Genomic DNA, 17,557 nt, shown 5'->3' with positions numbered 1-17,557 from the left:
GATGACGGCGTCAGAGGTGGCGGGCCCCGTGGTCAGGACGCCGTACGGGGCCGTGCGCGGCCGCCACGAGGACGGCGTCGCCGTCTTCCGCGGAATCCCTTACGCGGCACCCCCCTTCGGCCGGAACCGGTTTCGGCCCCCCGTGCCGCCGGAGCCGTGGGACGGTGTGCGCGACGCCGGCGCCTTCGGCCCCACGCCGCCGAAGCCGCCGTACTCGGAGGCGTTCGCCCAGTACCTGTGCGACCCGGTCGTCCCCGGGGAAGACTGCCTCAACCTCAACGTCTGGACCCCCGAACCCGCCCCGGGAGCCCGCCTCCCGGTGCTCGTGTGGCTGCACGGCGGCGCCCTGACGAGGGGATCGTCGTGCGTTCCCGTGTACGACGGGACCTCCTTCGCGCGCGACGGTGTCGTCCTAGTCTCCGTCAACTACCGGCTGGGCGTGGAGGGATACGGCCTGTTCCCGGACACCCCCGCCAACCCCGGCCTGCGGGACCAGCTCGCCGCCCTGCGCTGGGTGCGGGAGTCGATCGGGGCCTTCGGCGGGGATCCCGGCCGTGTGACCCTGGCCGGGCAGTCGGCCGGGGCGATCAGCGCCGGCGCCCTGATCGCCGCACCGCAGGCGCAGGGCCTGTTCCGGCGGGCCGTCCTGCAGAGCGGGCCGCCGGAGGTGGTCGAGCGCGACAAGGTACGGCGGATGGTGCGCCGCATGGCGGCCCGGCTGAAGGTGCCCGCGACGGCCGAGGCCTTCGCCGCCGTCGATCCCGAACTGCTGTTGCGCACCCAGGCCGAGGTCGGCCGGCTCAGCAGCCCGGTGGTGGGCGGACCGGCCTTCGGGATCGTCGTCGACGGCGACCTCGTACCCCGCGACCCCCTGGAGGCGCTGGTCGACGGGGAGGCCGCGTCCGGCGTCGACCTGCTGCTGGGCTGGACCCGCGACGAGTACCGGCTCTGGCTCGTGCCCGGTGGCCTGCTGGAGCGGATCGACCGGCTCGGCGCCGTCGCCCTGGCGGGCGCGATGGCCCGCTGCCGCTGCGGCCACGAGGTGCCGCGCGGCTACCGCGCCCTGCACCCCGAGGCCGGCACCGCCGAGATCGTCGGCCAGCTGGTCACCGACCACCTGCTGCGCCGGCCACTGCACCGGCTGGCCGACGCCCGCCCCGGATCGGCGTACGTCTACGAGTTCGCCTGGCCCTCGCTGCGGCCCGGGCTCGGCGCCTGCCACGCCCTGGAGCTCGGTTTCGTCTTCAACACCGGGGAAGCTCCCGAGTCGGCCCGGCTGGCGGGCTGGGGCGCGCCGACGGAGCTGGGCGACGCGATGCACACGGCATGGGTGCGGTTCGCGGCAGACGGCGACCCGGGCTGGCAGCCGTGGGACGACTCGCACCCGGTGCGGATCTTCGGCGAGAGCGAGGCGGGGGAGCGGGACGGGCCGGCGGGGCGAGGTGAGGCAGGGGCGCGGGCTGAGGCGGGGGAGCGGGGGCCGACGAAGGAGCCGTACACCGCCTACGGGCCGCGCGACCGGGAGTTCGCACTGTGGACCGCCGATCTCGGCAACCGGGACGCCGCGTCCGCCCCGGCGACGGACGGCGCGCCTCCCCGCAACGCGGAGATGCGGTCGGTCGTACGACTCCTGCGTCGCACCAGCGGCGCCCGACGGCACTGACGACGGGCGGGGTCCCCGGTCAACCCGCCAGCGTCCGCGCGACGGACCTGATCGCCTCCGGCCCCACCCGGCAGCACCCGCCGATCAGTCGGGCGCCGGAGCCGCGCCAGCCCAGGACCTGCTCCGGCGTGAACGTGGAGCCGCCGCTCCAGGCGCGTGCCTCGGCGTCCCAGGCCTCGCCGCTGTTGGGGTAGGCCACCACCGGCTTGCCGGTCACCCGGGCCGCGAGCGCGACGGCGGCGTCGACGTCCTGCGGCGCGCAGCAGTTCACACCCACCGCGATCACCTCGTCCACGTCGGCGGCCAGGGCGAAGGCCTCCTCCAGCGGCCCGCCGGCGCGGGTGCGGTCGCCGGTCACGCTGTACGACAGCCAGGCCGGCACGCCGAGCCCGCGCACCGCCCGCAGCAGGGCCGTCGCCTCGTCGGCGTCCGGGACCGTTTCCAGAGCCAGCACGTCGGGACCGGCGGCGGCGAGGGCCTCCATCCGGGGGCGGTGGAAGCGTTCCAGCTCGTCCACCGTCAGCCCGTAGCGGCCCCGGTACTCCGAACCGTCCGCGAGCATCGCCCCGTAGGGCCCGACCGAGGCCGCCACCCAGAGCGGACGGGTGACTCCCCGTGCCGCCGCCCGCGCCGCCGCCACGCGCGCCGCCGCCACGCTGAGCCGCAGCAGTCCGGCCGCCCGGTCATGGCTGATGCCATGCTTCGCGAAGCCCTCGAAGGTGGCCTGGTAGCTGGAGGTGATCGCCACGCTCGCGCCCGCCAGGAAGTACGCGAGGTGCGCCTCGGTGATCGCCTCGGGCCGCTCGGCGAGCAACCGCGCCGACCACAGCTCGTCGCCGAGATCGTGCCCGGCCGACTCCAGCTGGTTGGACATACCGCCGTCGAGCACGACCGTCCCGGCGGCGAGGGACTCGGCGAGGCCGAGCGGGGCTCCCGGGGTGTTGCTGGTCATGTCACCGACGCTAGTCGACGGAGTCGTGGTCTCGCCCCCGAACATTTCGCCGACTCGGCACCGGCCTTGCCGACCGGGAATGCCGGAAAGCGCTTGCCGAACGGCGGTGCCGTCCAGCCGTCAGCCTGCACGACCCGACCGAGGAGCCGAACGGAGCCCGCCGATGGATCTGCCCCCGGACGACCGCACCCGGAGCCCGTACACCGGTTACACACGTGCCCACTGGGAGGCCGCCGCCGACGCCCTGCTCGCCGCCGTGGAGCCGTACGCCACCCAGGACCACGCCCTCTACGACCTGCCCGGCGACCACACCAGCTCGTCCGGCAGGCTCTCGGACGGCCTGGAGGGCTACGCCCGTACCTTTCTGCTGGCGGCCTTCCGGCAGGACGGCACCGTCCTCGAGCGGTACGCGGACGGGCTTGCGGCCGGCGTCGCCGGCGTCTGGCCCCGTGTCCTGGACCGCAGCCAGCCCCTGGTGGAGGCGGCGTCCATCGCCCTCGGCCTGCGCCTGACCCGCGAACTGCTGTGGGACCGGCTCGACGACCCCGTACGTCGGCGGACGGCAGCCTGGCTGACCGACGCGCTCACGGCGCGGCCCTGGCCGAACAACTGGGAACTGTTCCCGGTGACGGTCGGCGGGTTCCTCCAGGACGTCGGCCACGCGACGGAGGCGTCCCGCACGGCGATCGACCGGGGGTTGGAGCGCATCGAGGAGTGGTACGTCGGGGGCGGGTGGTACACCGACGGGTACGGCCGCAGGTTCGACCACTACAACGGCTGGGCGATGCACCTCTACCCGGTCCTGCACGCCTGGCTCGCCGAGGACAGCCGGCTGCTGGAGCTGTACGGCGGCCGGCTCGCCCGGTATCTCGACGGCTACGCCCGCCTGTTCGGAGCCGACGGCGCCCCGATGCACCAGGGCCGCTCCCTCACCTACCGCTTCGCCACCGCGGCCCCGCTGTGGCTGGGCGCGCTCACCGGCCACACCCCGCTGGCCCCGGGGGAGACCCGGCGGCTGGCGTCGGGCGCGCTGCGGTACTTCCTGGACCGGGCAGCGGTGGACGAGAACGGACTGCTGACCCTGGGCTGGCACGGCCCCGACGAGGCGCTGCTGCAGGCCTACTCCGGTCCGGCGTCCCCGTACTGGGCCGGCAAGGGCTTCCTCGGCCTCCTCCTGCCATCCGGTGACGAGGCGTGGACGGCGACCGAGGAACCGGGTCCGACGGACCGGGCCGACGCGGTCACGCCGGTCGGGCCGCCCAACTGGCTGGTGCAGTCCACGCGTTCGGACGGCGTGGTCCGGCTACACAACCACGGCAGCGAGGACGTGCGCTACGACCCCTACTACGCGCGGCTCGCCTACTCGACCGTGACGGTCCCTTCGGCGTCGTACGACAACAGCGTGATCGTCGGGGGCGACGCGAGCCGGACGGAGATCGTGCCGCTCGGGGTGGGCGAGGGCTGGGCGGCCTCCCGGCACACCGTCCGTGACGGGATCCGGGTCACGAGCCTGGTGGCCGCCGAGGGCGCGGTGGAGGTCCGCGCGCATCTGGTGGCGGGCGCGACGGCCGGGACCCCGGTACGGGTCACGGGGTGGGCGGCCGGGGACGGCCCGCGCGCCGAGCTCGTCCCGGTCGTCGGGCTCGACGACACCCTCACCGGCACCGTCACCGGCACACCCGGACTGTTCGTCGTCCTCGCCCGGCTGAGCGGGGAGGCGGATCCGCAACCGCTTCCGCGGCTGGTCTCGGTGGACGTGCGCGATGGCTGCGAGCTGCACGTACGGTGGGCCTCCGGATCCGCCGCGCGCTTCCGGTTCACGGTGTCGGACGAGGCGACCACAGCGCCGTCCTGGACGGTGACGGCCATCTGAGACCGGGCGCCGCCGAACCCCGACACTTCGGCCGGGGCCGAAGCGATCCGCGCCTAGCGTGCGGTCATGGCTGCCATGACCCGCTTCGCGGCACTCCACCACAGCGCCGGACCCCTGCTGCTCCCCAACGCCTGGGACCACGCCTCGGCCCGGGCGCTCGCGGCGCAGGGCTTCACGGCGATCGGCACGACCAGCCTCGGGGTCGCCGCGGCGGCCGGGCTCCCCGACGGGGCGGCGGGGACCCGGGACGAGACGCTACGGCTGGCCCTCACGCTGGGCAGGGGGCCGTTCCTGCTCTCCGTCGACGCGGAGGGCGGCTTCAGCAAGGTCCCGGAAGAGGTGGGGGAGTTCGCGCGGCAGCTGGCGGTCGTCGGTGCCGTCGGCATCAACCTGGAGGACGGCCTCGCCCCTGCCGCCCGGCACGCGGCGAAGACCGCCGCTGTCAAGTCGGCAGCCCCCGGCCTGTTCGTCAACGCCCGCACGGACACGTACTGGCTCGGCGGCCACGATCGCCGCGCGGAGACACTCGCCCGCCTCGACACCTACCGACAGGCGGGCGCGGACGGCGTTTTCGTCCCCGGGCTCACCGACCCCGCCGAGATCGCCGCACTCGTGAAACACCTCGACGTGCCCCTCAACGTCCTCTACTCACCGTCCGGCCCCACCCTCACCTGCCTCACCGACCTCGGTGTGCGCCGCGTCAGCCTCGGCTCGCTGCTCTACCGGCGTGCGCTGGGCGCGGCCCTGGAGGCCGTCGCGGAAGTACGGGAGGGCCGGGCGCCCCACGGCCCGGCGCCGACGTACGACGACGTGCAGGCGCTCAGTGGCTGACCCGGCCGCCGCCGTGGGGTTCGCGGTCCGGCCGACCGACGGGGGTTCCTACGGCCGTGGAGCGGAGCGCGCGGGCCAGTGCTCCAGTGCGATGTGCAGGGCGTCGACGGCCCGTTCCCATGAGGCCTGCACGTCCCGTGGCGCGCCGAAGCCGCCGGAGGCCTCCAGTGCGCAGAAACCGTGAAAACTGCTGCGCAACAGGCGTACGGCGTCGGTGAGATCGGGCTCGTCCAGGCCGTAGCCGCGGAGCATGCCGTAGGTGATGTCGGCGGTGCGCCGCATGGCGGGGGCGTCGGCGACGAGGTCCTGGTCGACGCGGACCTGGGTGGCGGCGTACCGGCCGGGGTGGGCGAGCGCGTACTCCCGGTAGGCGCCGGCGAAGGCGGCCAGCGCGTCCTTGCCGGCCCGCCCCGCCACCGCCTCCGCGATCCGGTCGATCATCTCGCCGCCCGCGAGCAGGGCCATGCGGGTGCGCAGGTCCCGGAGGTTGCGGACGTGCGAGTACAGGCTCGCGTCCTTGACACCGAAGCGCCGGGCCAGCGCGGAGAGCGTGACCTGGTCGAAGCCGACTTCGTCGGCGAGGTCGGCGGCGGCCGCGACCAGGCGGTCGACGGTGAGGCCGGCTCTGGCCATGGACACCTCCCTTCGAGACCTGAGCGGTCCAGGTTACGACCCAGGGGGGCACGGGAGGGGAGAGGCGCCCGGACTTGGCTGTGAATGCCGTTGCGGACAAGGCAAGTTGGGGGAATGGTGCGCGTGGGATCGAGCGGTCGCTCCCTTGACGCCCGCGGATCACACGAAGGCCGTTGAAAGTTCATCTGCTGCCTCGATTCTCCTCACAGGCGCAGCAGCGTCGCTGATCCAGGAGGCGCATCATGGGGCACAGCCACGGACCCGGGCATCACCATCACGGGCATGACCACGACCACGGCCACGAGCACGCGGCGCTGCCGGCCGCCTTCGACACCTCCGTGCCCGACGACGCCCTGACCCCGGAGCAGGGCTCCCGCCGCTCGCTGCTGCGCCGCGCCGGTCTGCTGGGCGCGGGCCTGGCCGCCGGCAGCGTGCTGTCGGGCGCCGCCGCCGCCACGGGCGCCGTCCCCGCGGCCGCCGCCCCCGGTAACCGCCACGGCAAGGGTTTCCTGTGGCTCGCCGGTGACCACCACATCCACACGCAGTACAGCAGCGACGGCAAGTACCGCGTCGTGGACCAGGTCCGCCAGGGCGCCAAGCATGGCATGGACTGGCTGGTCATCACCGACCACGGCAGCACCACCCACGCCAAGATCGGTGTGGAGAAGGTCAACCCGGACATCCAGCAGGCCCGCGCCGCCTACGAGGACACCCTCGTCTTCCAGGGCCTGGAGTGGAACATCCCGTCCGCCGAGCACGGCACGGTCTTCGTGCACCCCGGCCGCAACGAGGTCTCCGTCCTAAAGCAGTTCGAGACGGACTACGACGGCAGCGTCAAGAACGCCTCCGGCTCCTCGCCCGCCAACGAGGCGCTGGCCGTCGCGGGCCTCGCCTTCCTCTCCGACCAGGTGAAGCGGCGCAAGGTCAGGGACGCGCTGATGCTCGCCAACCACCCGGCGCGGCGCGGTGTCGACTCCCCGCACGAGATCCGCGCCTGGCGTGACGCGTCCCCCGCGAGCCACCAGATCGCCGTCGGCTTCGAGGGCGCCCCCGGCCACCAGGCCGCCGGCATCCCCGCACCGCTCGGCATGGGCCGGGCCCGTGGCATCTACGACAACAACCCCAGCGCCGACTCCTTCGCGGGCTACCCGCTGGAGAGCTACCGCACCTGGGGCGGCTTCGACTGGATGACCGCCACCGTCGGCGGCCTGTGGGACAGCCTCCTGGCCGAGGGCAAGCCCTGGTGGATCACCGCCAACTCCGACTCCCATCAGATCTACGCCGACACCGCGGCGCGCGGCGGCGGCGACTTCAACGCCAACGGCCGCTACGACGACCCGGTCTACGCCGGCAAGATCGACGTCAGCCAGGGCGACTACTGGCCCGGCTACTACAGCCGCACCCACGTCGGCGCCGACGGCTTCTCCTACGCCGCCGTCATGGACGGCATCCGCGCGGGCCGCATCTGGGTCGACCACGGTCAGCTGATCAGCGGACTCGATGTCCGTGTCTCCGGCGGCAGCCGCTGGGCCACGCTCGGCGGCGCCCTGCACGTGCGCAAGGGCACGAAGGTCACGCTCACCGTGGACGTGGCACTGGCCGGCGGCCCCAACTGGGCGGGCTTCCTCCCGACGCTGGCCCGCGTCGACGTCATCCAGGGCGACGTGACGGGCGAGGTCTCCGACAAGGACACCTTCACCGCGCCGACCGCCAAGGTCGTCAAGTCGTACGAGGTCAACAGGTCCAGCGGCACCGTCCGCCTCACCTACGACCTCGGCAAGGTCGACCGCCCCGTCTACGTCCGGCTGCGCGGCACCGACGGCAAGCGCGGCGCCGTCGGCGCGATGGGCGCGGCCGTGGACCCGGCGGGCCCGGCACTCGACGTCGTCGGCGACGCCGACCCGTGGCTGGACCTGTGGTTCTACTCCAACCCGGTGTGGGTCCTGCCCTCGTGACCTCGTACGTCCTCACCGTCGACGCGGGCCTGAAGGACCTGCGCGAGGCCGACCACCTCCTCCAGGCGCTGACGGCCGAACTCGCCCTCTCCGACGGCACGTTCGGCTGCACGCACCTCGTCCGGGACGAGCGTCCCCGGGTCGCGCTGTCCTTCGCGGTGGAGTCGGAGGCGGCCCTGCTGTCTGCCCGTCGGCGGCTGACGGCACAGGGCCACGAGGTGACGGACGGCGCTCCCGACGAGGTGGGCCGCGCCGTGCTCTACCCGGGCGCGGCCGGTCTCACCGGCACGGTGACGGTCGCGGAGCTGCTGTCCCGCTCCGCGATCGCCCGCGTCACCGTCCTGGGCACGACGGAACCGCCCGCCGCGGACACCGCCGTCGTCACCCGGGACCACGTACGGCCGCAGTGGCAGGACGGCGAGCTGGTGCTCGCCGTCCAGCCGGCGGCCGGGGGGACACTGACCCCCTTCGAGGTACCGGACCCGACCCCCTGCTGCGCCGACCACTGAAGGCCGGTCGCCGTACGGTCGCTCAGCCGGTCTCGGTGAAGACGAAGGCGAACGTGCCGGGGCCCGCGTGCAGGTGGTACCGGGGGAGGGCGCCGGGCCCGCAGGACTGGGAGCCGATGCCCATCTGGCCGTGGTCCAGGTTGACCCACACCGTCCCGCCCGGCGTGAGGTCGGTCAGGTGCGTGGCCGCGTCCAGCTGCTCGGTGGTCCAGCGCCGGGCGGTGAACCAGAACTCCGGGTCGCCCTCGATGCGCAGACCGCCCAGTTCCGCCCAGCGGACGTCGGCGCGGGCGCCGTTCTCCTGCGGGCGGACGTACGGGGTCTGCAGCGCGTCGACCGTCGAGTGCCAGCGGCCCAGCATCGAGGCCGACCTGGTGTCGGGGTACGCCTCACCGGGGCCCCCGCCGAACCAGGTGACGCGGTCCGCCGACGCCAGGCCGAGGCGGACGCCGAGCCTCGGCAGGGGCAGTCGCCAGTCGCCCTCGGGCGTCACGGAGACGGAGAGCCGCAACCGGGTGCCGTCGGCCGTCCAGCGGTACACCGTCCGCAGGGCGACCTCGGCGCCCGCGGGCGCCACCCGTGTCCGTACCGTCAGCGCGTCCTCCGCCGACTCCACGCCGTCCAGCCGGTGCTGCATCCGGTGCAGGCCGAGCTTGCGCCAGAGCGGGCCGTGGCGGGCGTCGGACTGCCAGGGGGCGCCGTCGTCGTTGTCGGTGGTGGCGCGCCAGACGTCGAGGCGGGGCGGTGACGTCACCTCGACGCCCCCGATGGTCCGCAGCGCGCCCGTGCGGGCGTCGAAGACGGCCGGGCCGAGACGGACGAGCGGCCCGTCGGCGGTGGGGCGTGCGGTGGCCGACAGGACGGCGGGCTCCCGCTTGCTGAGGGGGAGTTGGGACCAGGCGACCACGTGGCCCCGTTCGCCCCACGGCGTGTCCTGCGCGAGCAGCGCCCGTACCGTCCACTGCGTCTCCGCACCGGCGGGAGCCTCGGGCGGTGCCGGGAGCTTCACGTCGGCCGACTCGCCCGGCGTGAGCGGCGGGACGGACAGCGGGCCGGACTCGACCGTCTCGCCGTCCACCTGGCAGGACCACTCGAAGGCCAGCGCGGACAGGTCGGCGAAGTCGTGGGCGTTGGTGACCCGCACGGTGCCGGACGGGCCGTCCCCCTCGATCCGGACCGGCTCGATCACCTTCTTGAAGTCCGTCAGGCCCGGCGACGGCGTCCGGTCCGGGAAGACCAGCCCGTCGCACACGAAGTTCCCGTCGTGCAACTCCTCGCCGAAGTCGCCGCCGTAGGCGAAACCCAGCTGGGGGTGGGTGACGCCGTGGTCGATCCACTCCCAGATGAAGCCGCCCTGGAGCCGGTCGTACGACTCGAAGATCCGCTGGTAGTCGGCGAGACCGCCGGGGCCGTTGCCCATCGCGTGGCCGTACTCGCAGAGGATGAAGGGCAGCCCGCGGCGCTTGTGCGTACCGCCGTCCAGGCGGCGGCCGATCTTCTCGACCTCGGCGTGACGGGCGTACATCCGCGAGTACATGTCGGTGTCACGGCAGTCGATGTCGCCCTCGTAGTGCACGAGGCGGGAGTCGTCGCGGGCGTGGATCCACTCCGCCATGGCGGTCAGCCCGCGTCCGGTGCCGGCCTCGTTGCCGAGGGACCAGACGACGACCGACGGGTGGTTCTTGTCCCGCTCGACCATCCGGGCCGCCCGGTCGAGCAGGGCCGGGGTCCAGCGGTCGTCGTCGACGGGGTTGTCGCGCCAGGACTGTTCGGTGAAACCGTGCGTCTCCAGGTCGCACTCGTCCATCACCCACAGGCCGTACTCGTCGCACAGGTCGAGGAAGGCGGGGTGCGGCGGGTAGTGGGAGGTGCGGACCGCGTTGACGTTGTGCCGCTTCATCAGCAGCACGTCCGCGCGCATGGTCTCGACGTCGAGGGCGCGGCCGCGCTCGGGGTGCCACTCGTGCCGGTTGACGCCCTTGAAGAGGACCGGGCTTCCGTTGACCTTGATCAGGCCGTCCTCGACCGACACGGTGCGGAACCCGATCCGCAGCCGGACCCGCTCACCCTCGGTGGCCAGCACGCCGTCGTAGAGGCGCGGGGTCTCCGCCGTCCAGGGCTCCACGGCGACCGTGACCGGCTCGCCGGTGGCCACGTCGACGGACAGCTCCGGGACGGTGACCCGGCCGGCCACGTCGGAGTCGACGCGCAGGGTGCCCTCGCCGGTGACGTGGTCGTAGGAGGCGTGGACGAAGAGGTCGCGCGCGCCGTGCTCCGGGCGGTGCAGCAGGGTGACGTCACGGAAGATGCCCGGCAGCCACCACTGGTCCTGGTCCTCCAGGTACGAGCCCGCCGACCACTGGTGGACCCGGACGGCGAGCACGTTGCCGGCCGGCTCCAGCAGCCTCCCGACCTCGAACTCGTGCGGCAGGCGGGAACCCTTGAACTCGCCGAGCTCCGTGCCGTTCAGCCAGACCCGCGCACAGGACTCGACACCGTCGAATCGCAGGACCGCGTCGCCGGTCTCCGGCCAGCCCTCGGGCAGGTCGAAGTGGCGGAGGTGGTCGCCGGTGGGGTTCTCGGTGGGGACGCGCGGGGGGTCCACCGGGAAGGGGTAGAGGTGGTTGGTGTAGATGGGTGCCCCGTGGCCCTGGAGGACCCAGTGGCCGGGGACGGCGATCTCCGTCCAGCCCGTGGCGTCGTACCCGGGCCCGGCGAAGGAGTCGTCCTCGGCGTCGGCGGCCGGCGACAGCCGGAAGCGCCAGTCGCCGTTGAGGGAGACGGAGGCCGCGTCGGAGGTGTAGCGGGCACGGGGCGGGAGGCTCCCGTGGCCCGGTGCGACGTCCTCGACGTAGCCGACGGCAGGTGTGGTGGTGCGCAGGGACATCGGTCTCCTAGGTCAGCCCTTGATACCGAGATTTCGAGTGGGGCACCTTCAGCTCCTTCCCCGGGACGATCAGTCCCCGGTGGCTGTCCACCCGACCGGGTGACGGGACCGCCGTGCGGTCGGTGCCGTCCTCTGCGGGGCGCCCGCGGACTGCAGGGCGCCTTCGAGGGCGAACGTCGCCGCGCCGAGGGAGACCGGGTCGGTGGGGATGGGGGAGAGGACGATCTCGGTGGCGGCCAGGGGCCGCCGCAGCGCGTGCCGGGCCACGGCCGCGCGCACCTCGGTGAGCAGGGGCTCGCCGAGGCTCGCCGCGACCCAGCTGCTGAGGACGACCACCTCCGGGTTGAGGAGGTTGACCAGGTCCGCGATACCGGCGGCGAGGTAACGGGCGGTGTCCTGGACGACCTTGAGGGCGACCGGGTCGCCCGCGCCCGCCGCGCGGGCGAGGGCGTCGACGGTGGCCGTCTGGTCCTCGGGGTGCAGCAGCGGGCTGTCCGGGCTCAGCTCGCGCAGGTGCTGCATGATGCCGGGAGCGCCCACGTAGGTCTCCACGCAGCCGTGGTTGCCGCAGTGGCACAGCCTGCCGTCCAGGACGAGGGTGGTGTGGCCCCACTCGCCTGCGCTGTTGCTGACGCCGCGGTGCAGCCCGCCGCCCAGGACCAGCCCGGCGCCCACCCCCGTCCCGAGGTTGACCACCACCGCGTCACCGCGCCCCCGCGCCGCCCCGAACCACAACTCGGCCACCGCGCAGGCCCGCAACGGGTTGTCCAGGTGCAGCGGGTGGGAGATCTGCTCGGCGAGCAGGCCCAGCAGGGGCACGTCGTGCCAGGCCCAGTTGGGCGCGTACTCCGCGACGCCCGCGTCGCGGTCCACCTGCCCCGGCACACACACCCCCACGCCGAGCACGCGCGCGTCTTCGACGCCGGCCTGCGCGACCACCGAGTCCACGGCGGCGGCGACATGGCCGACGACCTGCTCCGGACGGCTCTCGCCGGGGCGCATCTCCTCGTCGGCGCGGGCGAGGACGTTCAGCGCGAGGTCGAACAGCTCGACGTGGACGTACGTCTCCGCGATGTCGACCCCGATCAGCGCGCCCCCGGAGGCGTTGACGGCCACCAGACCGCGCGGCCGGCCGCCCGCCGAGTCCTCGAAGCCGACTTCGGTGATCATGCCGAGGCCCAGCAGCTCGCCGACCAGCGTGGCGACGGTGGCGAGGCTCAGACCGGTCGCGGCGGCCAGCTCCTGCCGCGAGGTGGGAGACTCGGCGATGATCTGGCGCAGCACCTCGTAGCGGTTCGCGGTGCGGATGTCACGTGATGTGCCGCGCCTCATCCCCCAGCCTCCATCCCCTCGGCCCGCCGGGGCGGCATCGGCACCGGCGCGGCGCACAGGCTATGGGCTGCGGGGACTTTCGACAAGGGGTTAGGAAAGGGGGTGGGGAAAGGGGTTCGGGGGAAGCGGGTGAGGAAGGGGGCGCGGGACGTGTCAGCCGGCCAGCGCACCTCGCACGAAGGCGTTGCTGAACTTACCCGCCGGATCCAGATCCTCCACCAGTGCCCGGAACCCGGGCAGTTCCGGGAACCGCTCCCGCAGCACCGTCCCCGGCATCGTGAACACCTTCCCCCAGTGCGGCCGCGCGTCGAACGCCTCCAGTGCCTCCTCCACCCGTCGTACCACCGGCAGCACCGCCGCCGTGTCCGCGACCCAGGTGAAGTGCACCGCCACGCTGTCCCGTCCGTACGCGGGGCTCAGCCACTGCTCGTCGGCGGCCACCGTGCGCACCTCGCAGGTCTGCAGGACCGGCGCGATGACGGTACGGATCGCGTCGAGGGCGCGCAGCGCGCCGGGCGCGGACGCCCGCGGCATCAGATACTCCGACTGCAACTCCGCACCGCTGCTCGGCGTGAACTCCGCCCGGAAGTGCGGCAGTCGCTCGTGCCAGGGCCCGGGCACGCCGAACTGCTCGGTGCAGTTCACCGCGGGCATCCCCGGCACCGGGTGCAGGGCCCGCGTCGCGGGCGCCGCCCAGGGGAAGCCGGGCAGCGGCTGGTCGGTACGGCGCTTGACCCACACCTGCCGGAAACCGGGCTCACGCCAGTCGGTGAACAGGCTGACGCTGTACCCCACCGCCATGACCGTCTCGAAGTCCAGTCCTTCCAGGGGCAGTTCGGTGAACAGGTGCTGCTCGACCTCGAAGGCCGGCTCCAGGTCGAGGGTGAGCGCAGTGACCACGCCGAGCGCGCCGAGCGAGGTGACCGCGCCCGCGAACCGTTCCTCACCCCGGCCGATCCGGACGGTCCCGCCGTCGCCCGTGACCAGTTCGACCTCGCGCACCGCCGCGGCCAGCGGGGCGTTGCCCACGCCCGAGCCGTGCGTGCCGGTCGCCACCGAACCGGCGACCGAGATGTGCGGCAGGGACGCCATGTTGGCCAGCGCGAGGCCGTGCGCGTGGACCCGGCGGGCGAGTTCGGCGTAACGGACGCCGCCCGAGACCCGTACCGAGCGGGCCGTCGTGTCGACCTCGATCGTGGGCGGCAGCGCGTCCAGGGAGAGCAGCGTGCCCTCGGGGCCCGGTTCGGCGATCTCGTTGAACGAGTGCCCGCTGCCCAGGACCCGCACCCGCGGGCTGCCCGCGACGAGCGAGCGCAGCGCGTCGAGCCTGGGCGGGCGGTGCAGCTCCTCGGCGCTGTAGGTGATGTTGCCCGCCCAGTTGGTCACGGTCCCGGTCATGCGGTCGCCTTCTTCCCGACGAAACGTGTCGACGTCGGGGATCAGCAAACCACCCGCGTCCGGCGGCCCGGCCTGGGGGCCGGTGCGGGCCGCCGCTCGGCGACCGCGGTGACGAACCTGGCGAAAAGCGGCAGGTGCGCCACCGTATGCTGTCCGCCGGGCGGTGTCCGTTTCGTTCGCCTTCCGGTGCTCGCGCCGGACCCGGCTGCACGGTCCCGGAGGCAGGGGGCATACCGTGAGGAGTCGAACACCGCAGCAGGCCGTCGCAGGGAGGAGTCACGGGATGAGCAGCCGCACCGCGCTCGTCGAGGATCTGATGGAGCGCTTCCCGCACGTGCCGCGGGAAGCCGTCTTCAAGGAGGACCTGCTCCGGGGCGGCGTCGCCTTCGATCCTTCCGCGCTCAGCGACAACGAGGGCGGCGAGGTCAAGCCGAAGTCGTACTTCATCTTCTCCTTCGACCACGGCACCCTGCCCGAGCTGGGCGAGGCGGCGCTGCGCCGGCCGCCGGAGGAGATCATCCTCACCGGAGGCCCCTACGACCTGCGCCGGACCGTCGTGTCGGTGCGGGTGAACCCTGCCTCGCCCTACCGCGTCGCCGCCGGCGAGGACGGGCTGCTCGGCCTCTATCTGGACGGGAGGCGCATCGCCGACGTCGGTGTGCCGCCTATGCCGGAGTACTACCGGCACAAGTTGTCCAACGGGAAGTCCGTCATGGAGGTGGCCCCGACCATCCAGTGGGGTTACCTGATCTACCTGACCGTCTTCCGGGTCTGCCAGTACTTCGGCGCCAAGGAGGAGTGCCAGTACTGCGACATCAATCACAACTGGCGCCAGCACAAGGCCGCCGGCCGGCCGTACACCGGGGTCAAGGACGTCGAGGAGGTCCTGGAGGCCCTGGAGATCATCGACCGGTACGACACAGCCAAGGCGTCCACCGCCTACACGCTCACCGGCGGCGCCATCACCAAGACCGTCGCCGGACGTGACGAGGCCGACTTCTACGGCCACTACGCCAAGGCAATCGAGGACCGCTTCCCGGGCCGCTGGATCGGCAAGGTGGTGGCCCAGGCGCTGCCGCGCGACGACGTCCAGCGCTTCAAGGACTACGGCGTGCAGATCTACCACCCCAACTACGAGGTCTGGGACCGGCGGCTGTTCGAGCTGTACTGCCCGGGCAAGGAGCGCTACGTCGGCCGGGACGAGTGGCACAAGCGGATCCTGGACTCGGCGGAGATCTTCGGCGCGCGCAACGTGATCCCGAACTTCGTGGCCGGCGTGGAGATGGCCGAGCCGTTCGGGTTCACGACCGTCGACGAGGCCATCGCGTCGACCACCGAGGGCCTGCGGTTCTTCATGTCGCACGGCATCACGCCCCGGTTCACCACCTGGTGCCCCGAGCCCACCACCCCGCTCGGCAAGGCCAACCCGCAGGGCGCCCCGCTGGAGTACCACATCCGGCTGCTGGAGGCCTACCGGGCCACCATGGACGACTTCGGCCTCTCCTCGCCTCCCGGCTACGGCCCGCCCGGCCCCGGCAACGCGGTCTTCTCCGTCAGCTCCTTCATGGACAGCCTCCCGGCCCAGGAGGAGTCGCAGACGCAGCAGGGGGCACCGGAGCCGTCCGCCACGGTGACACCGTAGGACGACACGGCCCGCACCGTCCCGCAGGGCCCGATCGCGATGGACCGCGATCGGGCCCTCGCGGCGTTTTGAATACCCCGCTTGTCAGTTGTGTCGGAACCGTGAAAGGCTCTTGCCCTGCCCGAGGTTTCCCCACAACTCCCGCTGTCGTTATGGGGAGTTGACCTCGCACGATGCAGGAGACCCATGCCCGACCTGCCGACCCCTCAGGACGCCACCGAGGCGGCGCTGTTCTCCGAGTGCTGGGACACGGTGCTCTCGTACGCCGACCTGTGCACGGCCGGATCAGCGGCCGCGACGGCACTCGCCCGCGAGGCGTTCGCGCTCGGGATACGCGAGGCCCGCACCGCCGGGTCCGGACCGGACCCGATCGCCGGCCGCCGCCGGCTCCGGCAGCCCCGGCTGCCCCGGATGGCCCTGCTCCTGACGGCCGTGCGCACCACGGCGGCCGACTGGGAGACGCAGGGCCACGGCCACCGGCTCGACCCCGAACTGCGCCTGTGGCTCAACTCCGAGGGCGCCGCCCGCCACACCGGCCCCCCGCTGCGCCGCCCGCTCGCGCTGCGCGCCCTGCGCGACATGCAGGGCCCCGACGCCGAACTGCTGTGGCTCGCCGAGGTCGAGGCCCTGCCGCTGCCCGTGCTCGCCCGCCGCCTCGGCCTCGACCCGAGCGGCGTCGCCGGTGAACTCACCGAGGTGCGCGGCCTGTTCCGGGACCGCTGCCTGCGCAACCATCTGGACACACCGATGGACCCGCAGTGCCGCAGCTACGCCCGGCTCCTCGACGCCGTCACCCGCTCACCGCTCTCCGACACCCCCGACGACCTCTCCCGGCACCTCGCCCGCTGTGTGCAGTGCGCGGAGGCCGCCGCCTGTCTGCGCCTGCACGGCGGCGGCCTGCCCGGCGCCCTCGCCGGCGGCGTCGTCGGCTGGGGCGGCCTCGCCTATCTGGAGCGCCGCCGCCGCGCCGCCGAGGCACGCCTCGGCGCCGGCCGCCCCGACGCCCCCGACCCCGACGACGAGGCGGCCCCGGCCGGTACCGACAAGGCACGCGTGCTGCGGGGTGGCCTGCTCGTCGCCGCCGTCCTGGTCTCCCTGTTGGCCCTCGCCGTGACCCTGATGCAGCAGGGCGACAGCGGTGACGGCGCCATGGCACCCACGGACGCCGCCGACCGCCGGCCCGTGGCCGGTCCCGGCCTCTCCCTGCCGGCCGTCACCCGGACCCCCTCGCAGCCGGCGTCGCCCTCTCCGAAGCCCTCGGGCAAGGAGACTTCCGCCGCGCCGTCCGCGCACGAGGGCACCGACCCCGAACCCCAGGGCTCGACGACCGGTCCCACGGCGCGGACCCGGCCGGCGCCCGGCGCGAGCGCCCGGCCGACCTGCCACGTCACCTACGACCTCGTCGGACAGTGGCCCGACGGATTCCAGGCGGCCGTCAAGGTCACCACCGAGCGCTCCCTCGACGACTGGCGGGTCGCCTGGACCTTCCGGGACGGCCAGCAGGTCGGCCAGATGTGGGACGCGGACGTCAGCCAGAGCGGCTCCCGCGTCACCGCCACCGCCGCCGACTACAACCGGACCGTCGCCGCCGACGGCAGCCTCGCCTTCGGCTTCCTCGCCTCCTGGCGCGGCAGGAACTCACCGGCGTACGACTTCACGCTGAACGGACGGGAGTGCTCGGGGGCCTGAAGGTCTCCGGTGCGCAGAAAACGCGTTGACGGGGCACCGAGGCGCCCGGTTAGAGTGAGGGCGCAACCGGCGGTGGCCCCGATGCCGCCGCCGTACCACCGAGTGTGTGTCGAGGAGGTGTAGACCCGATGACTGTCGCCGTGCTGTGCGCTGCCCGCACCCAGGAACTCATCAAGTCCACCTCCGTGGCCAC

Annotated in this window: 12 protein-coding genes; 7 read left to right on the top strand and 5 right to left on the bottom strand. The window is 73.5% G+C overall.

What is annotated here, in order from left to right; all coding sequences use genetic code 11:
- Position 1 precedes the first annotated feature (1 nt).
- Positions 2–1,663: a carboxylesterase/lipase family protein gene (locus ACFV6X_RS01065; protein WP_385375736.1), complete on the top strand. Its 1,662-nt coding sequence runs from the start codon at positions 2–4 to the stop codon at positions 1,661–1,663.
- A 19-nt stretch (positions 1,664–1,682) separates the two neighbouring features.
- Here the strand turns inward: ACFV6X_RS01065 and mmuM are convergent, their stop codons facing one another.
- Positions 1,683–2,615, bottom strand: a complete 933-nt coding sequence (gene mmuM / locus ACFV6X_RS01060) for a homocysteine S-methyltransferase (RefSeq protein ID WP_385375734.1) — start codon at positions 2,613–2,615, stop codon at positions 1,683–1,685.
- A 163-nt stretch (positions 2,616–2,778) separates the two neighbouring features.
- Here mmuM and ACFV6X_RS01055 point away from each other — a divergent pair, with 163 nt between their 5' ends.
- Together ACFV6X_RS01055 and ACFV6X_RS01050 are read left to right on the top strand one after the other, a co-directional pair.
- Positions 2,779–4,488, top strand: coding sequence for a DUF2264 domain-containing protein (locus ACFV6X_RS01055; RefSeq protein WP_385375731.1), 1,710 nt, complete (start codon positions 2,779–2,781; stop codon positions 4,486–4,488).
- A gap of 75 nt (positions 4,489–4,563) precedes the next feature.
- Complete coding sequence (locus ACFV6X_RS01050; RefSeq protein ID WP_385376259.1) at positions 4,564–5,319, top strand: isocitrate lyase/phosphoenolpyruvate mutase family protein; 756 nt, start codon at positions 4,564–4,566, stop codon at positions 5,317–5,319.
- Between the two features lie 48 nt (positions 5,320–5,367).
- Here the strand turns inward: ACFV6X_RS01050 and ACFV6X_RS01045 are convergent, their stop codons facing one another.
- On the bottom strand, positions 5,368–5,952 hold the full coding sequence (locus ACFV6X_RS01045) for a TetR-like C-terminal domain-containing protein (RefSeq protein ID WP_385375728.1): 585 nt from the start codon (positions 5,950–5,952) through the stop codon (positions 5,368–5,370).
- 242 nt (positions 5,953–6,194) lie between these two features.
- Between ACFV6X_RS01045 and ACFV6X_RS01040 the strand changes: the two genes are divergently transcribed.
- Both ACFV6X_RS01040 and ACFV6X_RS01035 read left to right on the top strand, forming a co-directional pair.
- Positions 6,195–7,907 carry a PHP domain-containing protein gene (locus tag ACFV6X_RS01040; protein WP_385375725.1) on the top strand — a complete coding sequence of 571 codons (1,713 nt, stop codon included), beginning with the start codon at positions 6,195–6,197 and terminating at the stop codon, positions 7,905–7,907.
- Entirely contained in the window at positions 7,904–8,416 is a 513-nt protein-coding gene (locus tag ACFV6X_RS01035) for a hypothetical protein (RefSeq protein WP_385375722.1), read from the top strand. The genes ACFV6X_RS01040 and ACFV6X_RS01035 overlap by 4 nt, the downstream gene beginning before the upstream one ends.
- 22 nt (positions 8,417–8,438) lie before the next feature.
- On the opposite strand, the gene ACFV6X_RS01030 is transcribed toward ACFV6X_RS01035, so the two are convergent.
- The 3 genes from ACFV6X_RS01030 to ACFV6X_RS01020 form a co-directional block, all read right to left on the bottom strand.
- Complete coding sequence (locus tag ACFV6X_RS01030; RefSeq protein ID WP_385375719.1) at positions 8,439–11,303, bottom strand: glycoside hydrolase family 2 TIM barrel-domain containing protein; 2,865 nt, start codon at positions 11,301–11,303, stop codon at positions 8,439–8,441.
- A 69-nt stretch (positions 11,304–11,372) separates the two neighbouring features.
- Positions 11,373–12,635: an ROK family transcriptional regulator gene (locus tag ACFV6X_RS01025; protein ID WP_385375716.1), complete on the bottom strand. Its 1,263-nt coding sequence runs from the start codon at positions 12,633–12,635 to the stop codon at positions 11,373–11,375.
- A gap of 153 nt (positions 12,636–12,788) precedes the next feature.
- A complete protein-coding gene (locus ACFV6X_RS01020) occupies positions 12,789–14,033 on the bottom strand; it encodes a D-arabinono-1,4-lactone oxidase (protein WP_385375713.1) in 1,245 nt (414 codons plus the stop codon).
- A 283-nt stretch (positions 14,034–14,316) separates the two neighbouring features.
- On the opposite strand from ACFV6X_RS01020, the gene ACFV6X_RS01015 reads away from it, so the two are divergent.
- Together ACFV6X_RS01015 and ACFV6X_RS01010 are read left to right on the top strand one after the other, a co-directional pair.
- Positions 14,317–15,675 (top strand): radical SAM protein, encoded by a 1,359-nt coding sequence (locus tag ACFV6X_RS01015; RefSeq protein ID WP_385375710.1) that lies wholly within the window; start codon positions 14,317–14,319, stop codon positions 15,673–15,675.
- A gap of 186 nt (positions 15,676–15,861) precedes the next feature.
- A complete protein-coding gene (locus ACFV6X_RS01010; RefSeq protein ID WP_385375708.1) occupies positions 15,862–17,364 on the top strand; it encodes a cellulose binding domain-containing protein in 1,503 nt (500 codons plus the stop codon).
- Positions 17,365–17,557 lie beyond the last annotated feature (193 nt).

The organism is Streptomyces sp. NPDC059861 (assembly GCF_042731435.1).
Classification (GTDB): Bacteria; Actinomycetota; Actinomycetes; order Streptomycetales; family Streptomycetaceae; genus Streptomyces.
This window is presented reverse-complemented; position numbering and strand designations above follow the sequence as displayed.

Excerpts from the sequence above, each read along its gene's own strand:
- ACFV6X_RS01015 (WP_385375710.1), top strand. The coding sequence starts at position 14,317 with ATGAGCAGCCGCACCGCGCTCGTCGAGGATCTGATGGAGCGCTTCCCG.
- ACFV6X_RS01065 (WP_385375736.1), top strand. The coding sequence starts at position 2 with ATGACGGCGTCAGAGGTGGCGGGCCCCGTGGTCAGGACGCCGTACGGG.
- mmuM (WP_385375734.1), bottom strand. The coding sequence starts at position 2,615 with ATGACCAGCAACACCCCGGGAGCCCCGCTCGGCCTCGCCGAGTCCCTC.
- ACFV6X_RS01045 (WP_385375728.1), bottom strand. The coding sequence starts at position 5,952 with ATGGCCAGAGCCGGCCTCACCGTCGACCGCCTGGTCGCGGCCGCCGCC.
- ACFV6X_RS01025 (WP_385375716.1), bottom strand. The coding sequence starts at position 12,635 with ATGAGGCGCGGCACATCACGTGACATCCGCACCGCGAACCGCTACGAG.
- ACFV6X_RS01055 (WP_385375731.1), top strand. The coding sequence starts at position 2,779 with ATGGATCTGCCCCCGGACGACCGCACCCGGAGCCCGTACACCGGTTAC.
- ACFV6X_RS01040 (WP_385375725.1), top strand. The coding sequence starts at position 6,195 with ATGGGGCACAGCCACGGACCCGGGCATCACCATCACGGGCATGACCAC.
- ACFV6X_RS01030 (WP_385375719.1), bottom strand. The coding sequence starts at position 11,303 with ATGTCCCTGCGCACCACCACACCTGCCGTCGGCTACGTCGAGGACGTC.
- ACFV6X_RS01050 (WP_385376259.1), top strand. The coding sequence starts at position 4,564 with ATGACCCGCTTCGCGGCACTCCACCACAGCGCCGGACCCCTGCTGCTC.
- ACFV6X_RS01020 (WP_385375713.1), bottom strand. The coding sequence starts at position 14,033 with ATGACCGGGACCGTGACCAACTGGGCGGGCAACATCACCTACAGCGCC.
- ACFV6X_RS01010 (WP_385375708.1), top strand. The coding sequence starts at position 15,862 with ATGCCCGACCTGCCGACCCCTCAGGACGCCACCGAGGCGGCGCTGTTC.